General features: G+C 68.2%; 15 protein-coding genes. 4 read left to right on the forward strand and 11 right to left on the reverse strand.

Annotated features, from left to right (window positions below; genetic code table 11):
* Positions 1 to 77: 77 nt before the first annotated feature.
* From J5X75_RS24305 to J5X75_RS24355, 11 genes are all read right to left on the reverse strand, one after another.
* Entirely contained in the window at positions 78 to 1,385 is a 1,308-nt protein-coding gene (locus tag J5X75_RS24305; protein WP_208469798.1) for a FliI/YscN family ATPase, read from the reverse strand.
* Between the two features lie 11 nt (positions 1,386 to 1,396).
* Positions 1,397 to 2,065, reverse strand: coding sequence for a FliH/SctL family protein (locus J5X75_RS24310; protein ID WP_238489047.1), 669 nt, complete (start codon positions 2,063 to 2,065; stop codon positions 1,397 to 1,399).
* On the reverse strand, positions 2,049 to 3,044 hold the full coding sequence (fliG, locus tag J5X75_RS24315; protein ID WP_238489049.1) for a flagellar motor switch protein FliG: 996 nt from the start codon (positions 3,042 to 3,044) through the stop codon (positions 2,049 to 2,051). Before fliG ends, J5X75_RS24310 begins: the two co-directional genes overlap by 17 nt.
* 52 nt (positions 3,045 to 3,096) lie before the next feature.
* Positions 3,097 to 4,701: a flagellar basal-body MS-ring/collar protein FliF gene (gene fliF / locus J5X75_RS24320; RefSeq protein ID WP_208469800.1), complete on the reverse strand. Its 1,605-nt coding sequence runs from the start codon at positions 4,699 to 4,701 to the stop codon at positions 3,097 to 3,099.
* Between the two features lies 1 nt (position 4,702).
* Entirely contained in the window at positions 4,703 to 5,056 is a 354-nt protein-coding gene (gene fliE / locus J5X75_RS44580; RefSeq protein ID WP_208469801.1) for a flagellar hook-basal body complex protein FliE, read from the reverse strand.
* Between the two features lie 5 nt (positions 5,057 to 5,061).
* Positions 5,062 to 5,454 carry a flagellar basal body rod protein FlgC gene (locus J5X75_RS24330; protein ID WP_208469802.1) on the reverse strand — a complete coding sequence of 131 codons (393 nt, stop codon included), beginning with the start codon at positions 5,452 to 5,454 and terminating at the stop codon, positions 5,062 to 5,064.
* A 2-nt stretch (positions 5,455 to 5,456) separates the two neighbouring features.
* Complete coding sequence (gene flgB / locus J5X75_RS24335) at positions 5,457 to 5,804, reverse strand: flagellar basal body rod protein FlgB (RefSeq protein ID WP_208469803.1); 348 nt, start codon at positions 5,802 to 5,804, stop codon at positions 5,457 to 5,459.
* 185 nt (positions 5,805 to 5,989) lie between these two features.
* Positions 5,990 to 6,313, reverse strand: coding sequence for a hypothetical protein (locus J5X75_RS24340; protein WP_208469804.1), 324 nt, complete (start codon positions 6,311 to 6,313; stop codon positions 5,990 to 5,992).
* Positions 6,314 to 6,321: 8 nt separating this feature from the next.
* Positions 6,322 to 6,690, reverse strand: a complete 369-nt coding sequence (fliS, locus tag J5X75_RS24345; protein WP_208469805.1) for a flagellar export chaperone FliS — start codon at positions 6,688 to 6,690, stop codon at positions 6,322 to 6,324.
* 52 nt (positions 6,691 to 6,742) lie between these two features.
* A complete protein-coding gene (gene fliD, locus J5X75_RS24350) occupies positions 6,743 to 8,128 on the reverse strand; it encodes a flagellar filament capping protein FliD (protein ID WP_208469806.1) in 1,386 nt (461 codons plus the stop codon).
* 125 nt (positions 8,129 to 8,253) lie between these two features.
* The gene (locus tag J5X75_RS24355; protein WP_204293906.1) at positions 8,254 to 9,078 is read right to left on the reverse strand and encodes a flagellin N-terminal helical domain-containing protein; all 825 of its coding nucleotides are present in this window, start codon (positions 9,076 to 9,078) and stop codon (positions 8,254 to 8,256) included.
* Positions 9,079 to 9,320: 242 nt separating this feature from the next.
* Here J5X75_RS24355 and J5X75_RS24360 point away from each other — a divergent pair, with 242 nt between their 5' ends.
* From J5X75_RS24360 to fliW, 4 genes are read left to right on the forward strand one after another with little or no spacing between them, the layout of a single operon-like run.
* Entirely contained in the window at positions 9,321 to 9,806 is a 486-nt protein-coding gene (locus J5X75_RS24360) for a flagellar protein FlgN (protein ID WP_208469807.1), read from the forward strand.
* The gene (flgK, locus tag J5X75_RS24365) at positions 9,806 to 11,242 is read left to right on the forward strand and encodes a flagellar hook-associated protein FlgK (RefSeq protein ID WP_208469808.1); all 1,437 of its coding nucleotides are present in this window, start codon (positions 9,806 to 9,808) and stop codon (positions 11,240 to 11,242) included. The genes J5X75_RS24360 and flgK overlap by 1 nt, the downstream gene beginning before the upstream one ends.
* Positions 11,243 to 11,261: 19 nt before the next feature.
* Positions 11,262 to 12,158: a flagellin N-terminal helical domain-containing protein gene (locus tag J5X75_RS24370; protein ID WP_274383634.1), complete on the forward strand. Its 897-nt coding sequence runs from the start codon at positions 11,262 to 11,264 to the stop codon at positions 12,156 to 12,158.
* Positions 12,159 to 12,214: 56 nt separating this feature from the next.
* On the forward strand, positions 12,215 to 12,598 hold the full coding sequence (gene fliW, locus J5X75_RS24375) for a flagellar assembly protein FliW (RefSeq protein WP_238489051.1): 384 nt from the start codon (positions 12,215 to 12,217) through the stop codon (positions 12,596 to 12,598).
* Positions 12,599 to 12,657: the final 59 nt, after the last annotated feature.

A 12,657-nucleotide genomic window follows, 5' to 3' on the forward strand; every position in this document is an offset into this window, starting at 1 on the left:
GTTCGGTCAGACAGCCGTTCCGCTGAGGTCCTGCACCCGCTTCGCTCCCCACCTGCCCCGCTTGCTTACCTCAACCCTCAGGTTCCGGCGATCAGGGCACGCAGCTCGGCCCACGCGGACTCGGCGGTGGTGCGGTCGTCGAGGCCCTGGCGAAGGAAGGCGCTGATTCGCGGCCAGGCCGCGTTGGCCCGGTCCGCGTCCGGATTGGTACCGGGCACGTAGGCGCCGATCTCGACGAGTTCGCGGACGTCCCGGTGCGCGGCCATCAGCCGGCGCAGCTCGGTGGCGTCGGCACGCTGCTCCGGCGTCGTGATCTTGTTGGCGACCCGGGAGATCGAGTCCAGCGCCTGGATCGCCGGGAAGTGCCCGGCGGTGGCGAGCTTACGGTCCAGCACGATGTGCCCGTCCAGGATCGAACGGGCGGCGTCGGCGATCGGCTCGTTGTGGTCGTCGCCTTCGACCAGCACCGTGTAGAGGCCGGTGATGCTGCCGCGGGCGCCCGGCCCGGCCCGTTCCAGCAGGGAGGCGAGCATCGCGAAGACGGACGGCGGATATCCGCGGGTGGCCGGTGGCTCGCCGACCGAGAGGCCGACCTCACGCTGTGCCATCGCCGCACGGGTCACGCTGTCCATCATCAGCAGCACGTCGGCGCCGTCGTCCCGGTAGTACTCGGCGATCCGGGTGGCCACCGCGCCGGCCCGGAGCCGGACCAGCGGTGGGGTGTCCGAGGTGGCGATCACCAGCACCGAGCGGGCCAGCCCTTCCGGGCCCAGATCGTGCTCGATGAACTCGCGTACCTCCCGGCCGCGCTCGCCGACCAGGGCGACCACGTTCAGTTCCGCCGAGGTGCCTCGCGTGATCATGCTCATCAGGGTGGATTTGCCGACCCCGGAGCCGGCGAAGATGCCGATGCGCTGACCCCGGCCGCACGGGACGAGGGTGTCCAGGACGCGTACCCCGAGAGACATCGGCGCGTCGACGAGCTGCCGTTCCATGGCCGAGGGCGGCGCCGCGTCGATCGGGACCAGATGTCCGCGCAGCGGCGGACCACCGTCCATCGGCCGGCCCAGCCCGTCCAGGATCCGGCCGCGCAGGTCGGGGCCGACCGCGACGCGCAGCGGCCCGCCGGTGCTCACCGCCGGGGTGCCGGCGCCGATCCCGGCGATCGGGCCGAGCGGCATGCAGGAGAGCCGCTCCCCGTCCAGCGCGGCCACCTCGGCCAGCACGATGTCGTCGCCGACGCCGAGCCGTAGCAGGTCACCGACGTTCGCCTCGATCCCGCTGACCGTGACGCGCAGCCCCACCGCTCCGGTGACCCGCCCACTGACCAGGGGACGGGCCGCCTCGACGGCACTGTGCAGCCGGTGCTGGAACAGATCGGTCATCGCCGGGTCCTCTACATCCGTAGTGCCTCCCGGGCACGGTCCATCGCGGTGGCGATGGTCGCGTCGACGGTCGCGGTACCCGTCTCGGCGACCGCGTCACCGGGTCGGAGCCCGGGTTCGGGGCGCAGCACGATCCGCCGCCCCTGATAGTCGAAATCGCCGCCGGAGCCCTCACCGACCAGGCTCCGGAAGTCGTCCGGGTGCAGGCTGACGACCACGTCGGCGTGTTGCGGGGCGGCGGTCATGGCCCGTCGCAGGGCGTCTGCCCCGCGTTCCGGGTCGTCCCGCAGCGTCCGGCCGATGATCCCTTCGGCCAGCTCCCAGGCACTCGCCATGATCATCTCTTGCACATCGGTGTAGGTCGGCCTGAGCTGGTCCTCCAGCCCGGTGACGGCACGGCCGAGGGCGTTCACCGCCTGGGCCAGAGCCATGGCACGGCGATGCTCGTGCTCCTCCTCAGCGACCACGGCGCGCGCCGCGGCGGCCTCGTTGGCCGCCGCGGCGTCTCGTTTGCCCGCCGCCCACCCTTCGGCGTAGCCGGTGGTCCGGGCCTGCTGTTTGGCCTTCTCGACGGCTTCGCTGTCGACCGGGGTGTCGGGCCGCAGGTCGACGGCGAACCGCGCGGCGGCGGCGTTGTCGGCCATCGCCCCGCGGATCACCCGGTCAGACGATGAGCTCATCGGCCTCGCCGCCACGCTGGATCTCGATCTGGCCGGAGTCCTCCAGCGAGCGGATGACACCGACGATCTTGGCCTGGGACTCCTCGACCATCTTGACCTTGACCGGGCCCAGCAGATCCATCTCCTCCAGCAGATTCTCCCGGCCCCGCTCGGACAGGTTCGCGGTGACCTTGTCCCGCACGCCCACCGGCACGCCCTTGAGGGCGGTGGCCAGGTCGGCCGGCTCCACCTGCCGCAGGATCAGCTGCACCGCGCGGTCGTCCAGGTTCACGATGTCCTCGAACATGAACATCCGCCGGCGGATCTCCTCGGCCAGCTCCGGGCTGCGCGTTTCGAGGGCCTCCAGGATGAGCCGCTCGGTGGTGCGGTCGGCGCGGTTGATGATGTCGACGAGCGGTTGCAGACCACCGACCGTGGAGAGCTCGTCCGGCTGCAGCACGCTGGACAGCTTGCGCTGCAGGGCACTCTCCACCTGCCGGATGATGTCCGGCGAGGTCCGGTCCATGATCGCGATGCGATGCGCGACCTCGGTCTGCACCTCCAACGGCAGGTTGGCCAGGATCGACGAGGCCAGCGCCGACGGGATGTGCGCCAGCACCAGGGCGATCGTCTGCGGATGCTCGTACTGGACGTAGGACAGGAGTTGCCGCGGGTCCGCGTTGCTGAGGAAGTTGAACGGGATGTCGTCCATCGACGCCTCGAGCCGGTCCAGGATCAGCGCCGCCCGCTCCGAACCGAGCGACGCCTCCAGAAGCTCCCGGGCGTAATCCATGCCACCCGCCCCGGCGTACCGGGTGGTCGCCATGACGTAGAACTCGTCCATCACGTCGTCGACCTGCGCCGGTTGGAGCTTGCCCAGCCGGGCCACCTCGGCGGACACCATCTCGACCTCTTTCTCGGTCAAGTTCGCCATCACCTGGGAGGCGTGTTCCTTGCCGAACTGGACGAGCATGATGGCGGCCTTGCGAGCTCCCGTCATGGACAGGGTGGCTAGCTGCGGTGTAGTCAACGGGTACTCCTGCCGTTCAGTGCTAGACCGGGTCAGAGGAGATCCAGCTGCGGATCAGCGCCGCCGTCTCGTCGGGCTTCTCCCGGACCAGTTCCTCGATCTCCCGGCGACGTTCCTCGCGCGCCTCGTCCACCTGGTTGGTCGGCTCCGGCGCTTCCAGCGCCGCCGGTGTGTCGATGTCCAGCTCCGCCCGCTGGGCCTCCAGCGCGGCCTGCATCTCCTCGAGAAGACGACGCTCCTCGTCGGTCAGCTGCTGCTGGCGCTTCTTGGCACGCCGGTGCGCCCGCCAGGCCAGGAAGACCAGGATCAGCACCACGAACAGCAGGACCGCCGTCTGGATGACCTTGGACCGCTTGTCCGACTCCTCCTCCGCGGCCGCTGCCGCGAGCTCCTCCTGAGCCGCCTTCGCCTGGGTCTCGTCGAACGGCATGGCGGCCACCGCGATGGTGTCGCCCCGGGTCGGGTCGATGCCGGCCGCCGCGCTGAGCAGCTGCTGCACCTCGTCCTTGTTGACCGCGCCGGCGACCGCGCTGTTCAGGAGAACCGACACGTTGAGCCGCTCGATGCTGCCCGGAGCGTTCCGGCGCACCTCCTCCACCTCGTTGAAGCGGCGGGTACGGGTCTCGTCCTTCTGCTGGTACTGGCCGGTCCCGCCGGCGCCGTTGGGCACCTGGATGTTGTCCGGGCCGAGCACGCCGCCGGTACCGGTGCCGGTCCCGGCGTACGTCTCGCTCTTGACGTTCTCCTGCTCGGCGGGCATCGACGGGTCGGTGCTGTAGTTCTTGCTACGCGTCTCGGTCTGGTCGAAGTCCAGGACCGGGCTGGTGGTGACCACCGCGTTGCCGGGGCCGACCAGGTTGTCGAGCATCCGCTGCAGCGACGAGTTCATGCGGTTCTGGAAGGCGACCGTCTGCTGCTCGGTGCCACTGTCGGCGCCGGCGGCGCCGACCGTGTTGCCACCGCCGGTGGAGAGCATCTTGCCGTCCGAGCCGGCGACCGTGACCTGGGTGGGGTCGAGTCCTTCGACGCTCGACGCGACCAGGTGCACGATCGACTGCACCTGCTGCTGGCTGAGCTCCTGGTTCGGCTTCGAGGCGACCAGCACCGACGCCGTCGGCTTCTTCTCGTCGTCGGAGAAGATGTCCTCCTTCGGCATCACGAGGTGAACCGTCGCGGCCTCGACACCGTCGATGGATTTGATCGTGCTGGCCAGCTCGCCCTCGAGCGCCCGCTGGTAGTTGGCGTGCTGCATGAAGTCGCTGGTGGTGATGCCCTGCTGGTCCAGCAGCGAGTAACCGGTGCCCTCGTCGCCGGGCAGGCCCTCACTGGAGAGCTGGAGCCGCAGCTCGTTCACCTGGTCTTTCGGCACCATGACGGTCTGGCCGTCGTTCGCCAGCTCATAGGGGGTGCCGGACTTCTCCAGCGACTCGACGATCGCGGCGGCGTCCTTGGTCGAGAGATTGTTGAAGAGAGCCTGGTACGACGGTTTGGCCGCCCAGGTGGCGAAGAAGTAGCCGCCGACGATGAGAGCCAGTACCGCGAAGATCGTGACCGCCTTCTGTCCCGGTGTGAAGGACTTGAAGGTGTCCGTAACGCGGCGAACGGGAGCGGGAAGGCGGTCGGTCATGTCAGGCCTGCATCCTCATGATCTCTTGGAAGGCCTCGACGGCCTTGTTGCGAACGGCCATGGTCAGCTGCAGCCCGAGGGACGCCTCGGTGGCCGCCATCGTGTACTGCGCCGGGTCCTGCAGCCGACCGTCGGCCACCTGCACGGCCAGGTCGCTGGCCTTGGTCTGGGCGGCCTGCACGTTCTCCAGGCCCTTGGCGATCATGCTGGCGAAGTCGCTGTTCGGGCCGACCGCGGACGGCGTGGACCCGGTCTCCGAGGCGCCGCCGAGGCCGCCGAGTTTGAAGCCGCCGGTGACACCGCTGAGGCCGGAGACGGAGGAGAAGCCCCCGATGGGGCTGATCGGTGAGGTCACGGCAATCACTTCCCGAGGTTGATCGCGGCGGTGTACGTCTCGCGCGCCCGGTCGACGACCGCGAGGTTCGCCTGGTAGGAGCGCTGGGCCATCATCATCTGGGCCATCTGGTTACCCATGTCGATGTCCGGCCGGCGGACGTAACCCTCGGCGTCGGCGAGCGGGTTGTCCGGCTCGTAGGCCAGGATCCCCTCAGCGCTGCCGAGGTGGGTGCCGGCGATCTCCGCACCGTTCCCGTCCTGCGCGGCGCGCGCCGCGACGTACCGGGCCTGGAAGGCGTTCTCGCTGGTCCGGGTCGTGGTGTTGACGTTGGCGAGGTTGTCGGCCACGGCGTCCAGCCACTTCCGGTAGACCGTCACACCGGTGCCGGCGATCCCGATGGCGTTGAAGGTGCTCATCGTCAGGCCCCCTTGATGGCTTCGCGAAGCAGGCTGTACTTGCCGTCCAGCGCCCGAATGGCGAGGTTGTAACGCATCGTGGTGTCGATGTGCGACAACGTCTCCTCGTCGAGGTTGACGTTGTTGCCGTTGAGCCGGGTGGGCTCCAGGGACCGCAGCTCGGCCGGGGTCACCTCGGCCGGTGACCGGCCCTGACTGACGGCGCTCTGCAGCGCCTCCTCGAATTTGACCTTACGGGCCTGGTAGCCGGGGGTCTCGATGTTGGCGATGTTGTTGGCGATGGCCTGCTGGCGCGCCGCCAGGCCGGTAACAGCCACCCGCAATGCGGACGACGAGCGGTCGTCGAACAAGGGGGCTCCCTCCGTCGATCCGGGTTGTCGCCGATCCTTGGCTTCTCGTTCGAGCGATCCGTCGCTCGTACCCTGCACTTCGGCGCGCCCGCCGATCCGCTGAGTACCAACCGGTTGCCGGAAGGTTGCACACGAAAAAGGTCCCGTCCCCCGTGTCCGGGGGACGGGACCTTCATCGGTCGTGATCACATGGCGCAGTCGAGGTAAACCGGGCGCTTCACCGCTTCGCCGGTCTCGATCCGCGCCGTCACCGCCGTCTGCTGGCGGTTCGCGGTGATCCGCCGGGCGATCTCCTCGGCCGCGGCCAGCTGCCGGGTGAGGATCTCGTCCGCCCGCGGCCTGAGCTCGAGCGGGAGAGCGCCCAACTCGGTGGGCGGAAGCCACAGGTTCGACGGTGGCGTCTCGGCGAGGCGCCGCTCGTCGGCGAGCAGCGTCTCGACCGCCAGCACGTCCATCTCCAGCTCGTCCAGCGCCGCGGTCCAGGCGCCCCGCCAATCGACGGACGACATGGCGGTCGTCACGCCGGGGCCAGAGCAGCCTCGCGCCACGCGTCACGCAGCGGTTCCACCAGCTTCCGGCACCCGGCCACCCGGTCGGCGTCCTGCTTGACGTTCGCGCCGATCAGCTCGGTGAGCATGAAGCTGTAGAGGTTCGCCAGGCCCGGCGCGCCGTCCCAGGCGTCCAGCTTGAGGCTGGCGTGCAGCTCCATGACGATCTCCTGCGCGTGGCCGATCCGGTTGTTCGCCGACTCCCGGTCACCGCCGCGGAGGGCCTCCTCGCCCTGCATCAGGTCCAGCACGAGCCGGTCGTAGAGCATCATCAGCAGCTTCGCCGGCGAAGCCGTGTTGATCGAGTCCTGCAGGTAGCGGTCACGGAGGTTGCTCACGGTGGTCGTCCCCTCGGTCGGTTGGTGCGGGAGTCGGTGTCGCGGACGGGTGTTACATCAGGCCGGACAACTGCCCGGAGAGCCAGCTCGACTGGTTCTGGAGCTTGCCGAGCGCGACCTCCAGGCCGGAGTACTGCCTCTGCAGCGCCTCACGCTTGTTCACCAGCCGGACGTCCCAGCTGCTGATCTGGTCGTTCAGCGAGTCGATCTCGTTCTTGCGGCCGGTGACGGCATTCGTGATCACCGTGGACTGCTTGTCGGCGAGACCCTCCACCTGGGCGGCGAACGCGCTGCCGACCTGCTGGATCTTCTGCGGGTCCTTGTTGTATTCGGCGGTGAACTTGGCCGCGTCGAAGGTCAGCTGGCCGTCCCGGTTCAGCCCGACGCCGAACTGGCTGAGGCTGCCGAAGTCGACCGTCTCGGTGCTCTGATCGGGCAGGGTCCGTTCGTAGGACAGGCCCCGGCTCACCGTGCCCAGAATCGCCTGGCTCATCTCCCGCACGGTGGAGTCACCGGTGAGCGGCGAGCCCTTCTTCGTCCCCAGGTTGTACGCGGTCTGCGTCTTGACCTCGGTGAGCGCCGCGTTCATGGCGTCCACCATCGCCTGCATCTTCGCGGTGACGGCGGCGGCGTCCGCGGTGGCCGTGACGGTGACGCCGGTCTCCTGCTTGGTGGCCGTGATCGCCACGCCCGGCATCAGCCCGTTGAACGTGTTCGTGTCGCTGCTGACCGAGTACTCCGCGGCGGTACCCGGGTTCACCTTGAGGAGGGCGCTCTGCGAGGGCGTGTCCTCGGAGGTGAGGCCGGCCGCGCTGAGATCCACCTGGAACCCGTTGCCGGCGCCGGTCTTGGTGCCGGAGAACTGGAGCACGCCGTTGGTGCCGTCGGTGTTGACCACGGTCGCGCGGACGTTGAGCCCCGCCGCGTTGACGGCGGCGGCGATGTTGGCGGCGGTGGGGTCCTGATCGGCGGGGATCGTGATCGTGGTGGGCGCGCCGCCGGCGGTGAACAGGTCGTTCGTCCCGTCCGCGTCGCTGTCCGACCACGATCCGGTCGTGATCGTGAACGATCGGGGGTAGGTGGTCGCGGTGGTGTCGACGTTCTTGACCACGCTGACCTGTGCCCGGGCCACCTGATCCACGTCGAAGGTGATGCTGCCGGTCATGCCGGCCATGCCACCGGTGGCCGCCGCGGTGACGCTCGTCGAGGTGGACTCGGCCTTGAGCGATCGCCAGGTGGCGAGCGACTGCATCGCGTCCGCGGCCGTCTTGACGGCCTTCAGCTTGGTGTTGACCGACTGGTAGGCGTTCTGCGCCTTCTGTGCGGTCTCCGCCTTGGCTCGGAGCTTGTCCTGCGGGGCGGCCTCGACCTGCATCAACTGCGAGATCATCGAGGAGGTGCTGAGACCGCTGACGAGACCGTCGATGGAGCTGACCACGGGAACCTGCCTTCAGGGTCTTGCCGGTTGGAATGCGGATGGGGGTGGCCGTTGCCGGTCCACCCCCATCTTCGGTATCGCGTCGTACTTATTCAGTTGTTGTCGGTTGCCGTCCGGTTAGAACGTCAGCGGAGCAGCGACAGCACGCCCTGCGAGGACTGGTTCGCCTGCGAGAGCATGGCCGTGCCGGCCTGCGTCAGGATCTGGGAACGGGTGAACGAGACCATCTCCTGGGCCATGTCGGCGTCACGGATACGCGACTCCGACGCGGACAGGTTCTCCACGGTCGTGTTCAGGTTGTTGATGGTGTGCTCGAAGCGGTTCTGCGACGCACCGAGCGAGGCACGCTGGTCGGTCACCGTCTTGAGGGCGGCGTCCAGCGCATCGATGGCGGCCGTAGCACCGGCGCTGGTGCTCAGGTCGAGGGAGTCGATGGCGAGAGTGGTCGCGTCCATGGCACCGATCGAGATGCTGAGGACGTCCTCCGTACCCGTGTTCGCGCCCACCTGGAAGTCCTTGGCGGTGAAGGTACCGTCGAGCAGCTTGGACTTACCGAACGACGTGGTGTCGCTGACACGGGTGATCTCGAGGGCGAGCTCGTCGACCTCCTTCTGCGACGCCGCCTTGGCGTCGGTGTCCAGAGCGGCGCTGTTGGCCTGGACGGCCAGGTCACGCATACGCTGGACCATGCTGGTGACCTCGCTCAGGGCACCCTCGGCGGTCTGCACGACGCTGATCGCGTCCTGAGCGTTGCGGGTGGCGACCTTGAGGCCACTGACCTGCGAGCGCAGACCCTCGGAGATCGAGAGGCCGGCCGCGTCGTCCGCCGCGCGGTTGATGCGGAAACCGCTGGACAGCTTCTCCAGCTGCTTCGACATCTGGTTGTCGCTGACGGAGAGGTTGCGGTAGGCGTTCTGCGCCGCGATGTTCTGGTTGATGCGAAGACCCATGAGTGATTCCTCCTTGAGTGGGGTCTTGAACCGGCCCGTCCATGGGCCGTGGTGTTGTGCCCTTCCCATCGGCGGTGGGTGGGGGGCCATGAGGATTCCCGAAAAATTCTTCCGGCCTTTCGGGCGAAACGGAGAAGTGCCGATCGGCGGCGAAACTGCTCAGTGTCACGGCGGATGTGCCGAAAGGCCCGGATGAGCGGTCCACCGAGAGGTGGCCGACCACCGACACGACGGAGGACCACGTGAGCCTGACCGATCTGGCCAGTGTCCTGTGGCGCTCACGTGAGCTGCTGGAGATGCTTCTCTTCAAGCTGGAGGAGGAGCAGCTGCTGCTCGCCGCCAACCGTTCACGCTGGCTCAGCCACGCCACCCGCGAGGTGGAGCTGGTGCTCGACCAGATCCGGCAGACCGAGGTCATCCGGGCGGCACACGCCCAGGCGGTGGCCGTCGAGTTGGGCCTGGACCCGGAGGTCTCCCTCGGCGAGCTCGCGGACGCCGCCCCGGACCCCTGGTCCGACCTCCTGCACCAGCACCGCAAGGCGTTCCTGCTGCTGACCTCGGAGATCCGGACGCTGGCCGACGTCAACCGTGACCTGCTCACGGCCGGCCAGCGCGCGGCCCGCGAAACCATGCTCGCGTTCGCCGAGACCGTGGAAACGTATGGACCACAGGGACAGACAGTCACCGGCGGCGTGCGCCGCCCCACCCTGGTAGATGAGGCGATCTGATGGGCAGCACCTTCGGCGGCATCAACACCGCGCTCACGTCGCTCTACGCACAGCGTCGCGGCCTGGACGTGACCGGCCAGAACATCGCGAACGCGAGCACCGAGGGATACACCCGGCAGCGGGTGACGATGCGCTCGCTGAACTCCAACACGGTGCCCGGCATGTACTCCATGTCGACGGAGGCCGGCGCCGGTGTCGCGGTCTCGTCGGTCGACCGGTTGCGCAGCGCCGGGCTGGACCAGCGCAGCTACATCGAGCATGGAACCTCGGCCTACCACACCGAGCGGGCCGGATCGTACGGGCTCATCGAGGAGGTCTTCGCCGAGCCGAGCGACACCGCGCTCCAGGCTCGCCTGCAGGACCTGTGGGACGGCTGGAACGCCGTCGCCGTGAACCCCGGCCAGAACGCGCCCAAGGCGGCACTGCTCGAACAGGCCGCAACCGTGGCGGCGTCGCTCAACGACGCGGCCGCCTCGCTGAACAACCAGTACATGACCAACCGGACCGGGCTGGACATCCGTACCGCCGAGGTGAACAAGACCGCCGCGGAGATCGCGAAGCTGAACAAGGAGATCGTGGTGGCCACCGCGGCCGGCCTGCAGCCGAACGAACTGGCCGACCAGCGTGGACAGCTGATGCTGAAGCTGTCCGACATGATCGGCGCGACGGCGCAGAGCCTGCCGAACGGCGCGATGAACGTCTACGTCGGCAACGCCGCTCTGGTCAGCGAGTTCACCGCACAGTCGATCGAGATCGAGCCCGGTGGCGCGACCCGGCTCGAGGATCTCGCCACCACCGGGCTCAACCTGCGATGGAAGGACACCGGGACTCCGGTGAACGCCGGCGGGACCATGGGCGCCCAGATGGAACTGCTCTCCAAGGGCGGCACTCTGGACGAGATCTCCGGGCGGCTGGACAAGGTGGCCGCCACCCTGGCCAAGACCGTCAACGACCTGCACAGCACCGGGTACAGCATCGACGGCACGACCGGGCAGAACCTCTTCATCGCGGGCGGCGGCCTCCCGAGCACCGCCCCGATCACCGCGAAGAACATCGTGGTCGGCATCACCGACACGAACAAGCTCGCGGTCTCCGGGGGAGACCCCACCGGAACACCGGCGGTGCTCGACGGATCGATCGCGGACAGCCTCTCCGAGCTGGGCACCTCGACGACCGGAGCCGACGCCGAATATCAGTCGATGGTCGGCGACCTCGGTGTGGTCGCCCAGTCCTCGATGCGGCGCCGCGACATCCAGATCTCGGTGACCGAGCAGGTGGACGCGGCCCGTGACGCGGAGTCCGGGGTCAACCTCGACGAGGAGATGACCAACCTGCTGACCTACCAACGAGGGTACGAGGCAGCCTCACGCGTCCTGACCACGATCGACTCGATGCTTGACCAATTGATCAACCGTACCGGCCTCGTCGGTAGGTAAGGGGAGCTACTTCATGAGCATGAGCCCGCGTGTCACCGAGAACAGCGTCCGTACCCGGATGATGGGAAACCTGCAGCGCAGCCTCGGCCGGACCCACACGTCCATGGAGCAGATCTCCAGCGGCAAGCAGCTGCACCGGCCCTCGGACTCCCCGACCGGGGCGGTCACCGCACTCCAGTTGCGCGGCGAGGTGCGTGCGAACCAGAAGTACTCCCTCAACGCCGACGACGCCTTCGGCCGCCTCGGCATGATGCAGGACAACCTGCAGTCGATGACCGGCCTGATGTCCCGGGTCCGCGACCTCGCCCTCGAAGGGACCAGCACGGGCGGCACCTCACCCGATGCGAACGCGGCCCGGGCCGCCGAGCTCGACCAGATCAAGGGCACGCTGCTCCAGATGGCGAACAGCAAGTACCTGGACCGGCCGGTCTTCGGCGGCGCCACCATGGGCGCCGAGGCCTATGACCCGTCCGGCACCTACGTCGGCGAGACGACCGTGCAGACGCTCCGGGCGGTCGGCCCGAACGCCAAGGTCCGGGTGGACCTGGGGGGTCCCGAGGTCTTCGGGGCCGAGGGTTCCCCGACCCAGCTCTTCGCCGTCCTGGACGAGATCTCGACGGCGCTCCGAGCGAATGACCACACCGCTATCACCGCCGGCCTGAACAATCTCGATCAAGCGTCTGACCTCGTGAAATCCACCCTTTCGGAGGTAGGTGCTCGATACAATCGGGTTACCCAGATGAAGCAGTCCGCCGAGGATCGCTTGATGTCCGTGTCGTCGCAGCTCTCCGATATCGAGGACATCGACCTGCCGAAGGCGATCATGGATTTGCAGCTTCAGCAGAACTCCTATCAGGCCGCCCTGGCCGCCACGGCCAAGGTGATCCAGCCCTCGCTCATCGATTTCCTGAGGTGACCATGACTACCCGTACCGCATCCCGTCCGATTGAGGCGACAATGTCCGATCCGTCGATGGGGCTGCCGACCATCTCGATGGCAGCACCTATGCCCGGCTTCCCGGAACACCGGGAATTCGTCCTGGTGCGGCTGAACGACAACGGCCTGCTCTACGCGCTGACGTCCATCGAGAATCCCGACCTCCGCTTTCTCGTGGCCCCGCCGGAGCCGTTCTTCCCCGAGTACGCCCCGGAGATCGACAACTCGGTGTTCGCCATGCTGAACACCAAGGACCCGGACCGGCTGCTGCTGCTCACGGTCATCACCGCGGGGGAGAACGAGACCACGGCGAACCTGCTCGCCCCCATCGTGCTGGACCGCGACAGCATGCGGGCCATGCAGGTCGTGCTGACCGGCTCGAACTACCCGGTTCGGGCGATCATGAACAAGACCTTCTAGGCCTCGAAGTGCGGGCGCGGTCGCGTTTCCTCGCGGCCGCGCCTTTGCCATGCTGTCCG

This window comes from Actinoplanes flavus, from assembly GCF_017592555.1.
In the GTDB taxonomy this organism is placed as follows: domain Bacteria; phylum Actinomycetota; class Actinomycetes; order Mycobacteriales; family Micromonosporaceae; genus Actinoplanes; species Actinoplanes flavus.

Excerpts from the sequence above, each read along its gene's own strand:
- J5X75_RS24305 (WP_208469798.1), bottom strand. The coding sequence starts at position 1,385 with ATGACCGATCTGTTCCAGCACCGGCTGCACAGTGCCGTCGAGGCGGCC.
- J5X75_RS24310 (WP_238489047.1), bottom strand. The coding sequence starts at position 2,065 with ATGAGCTCATCGTCTGACCGGGTGATCCGCGGGGCGATGGCCGACAAC.
- fliG (WP_238489049.1), bottom strand. The coding sequence starts at position 3,044 with ATGACGGGAGCTCGCAAGGCCGCCATCATGCTCGTCCAGTTCGGCAAG.
- fliF (WP_208469800.1), bottom strand. The coding sequence starts at position 4,701 with ATGACCGACCGCCTTCCCGCTCCCGTTCGCCGCGTTACGGACACCTTC.
- J5X75_RS24330 (WP_208469802.1), bottom strand. The coding sequence starts at position 5,454 with ATGAGCACCTTCAACGCCATCGGGATCGCCGGCACCGGTGTGACGGTC.
- J5X75_RS24340 (WP_208469804.1), bottom strand. The coding sequence starts at position 6,313 with ATGTCGTCCGTCGATTGGCGGGGCGCCTGGACCGCGGCGCTGGACGAG.
- J5X75_RS24355 (WP_204293906.1), bottom strand. The coding sequence starts at position 9,078 with ATGGGTCTTCGCATCAACCAGAACATCGCGGCGCAGAACGCCTACCGC.
- flgK (WP_208469808.1), top strand. The coding sequence starts at position 9,806 with ATGGGCAGCACCTTCGGCGGCATCAACACCGCGCTCACGTCGCTCTAC.
- J5X75_RS24370 (WP_274383634.1), top strand. The coding sequence starts at position 11,262 with ATGAGCCCGCGTGTCACCGAGAACAGCGTCCGTACCCGGATGATGGGA.
- fliW (WP_238489051.1), top strand. The coding sequence starts at position 12,215 with ATGGGGCTGCCGACCATCTCGATGGCAGCACCTATGCCCGGCTTCCCG.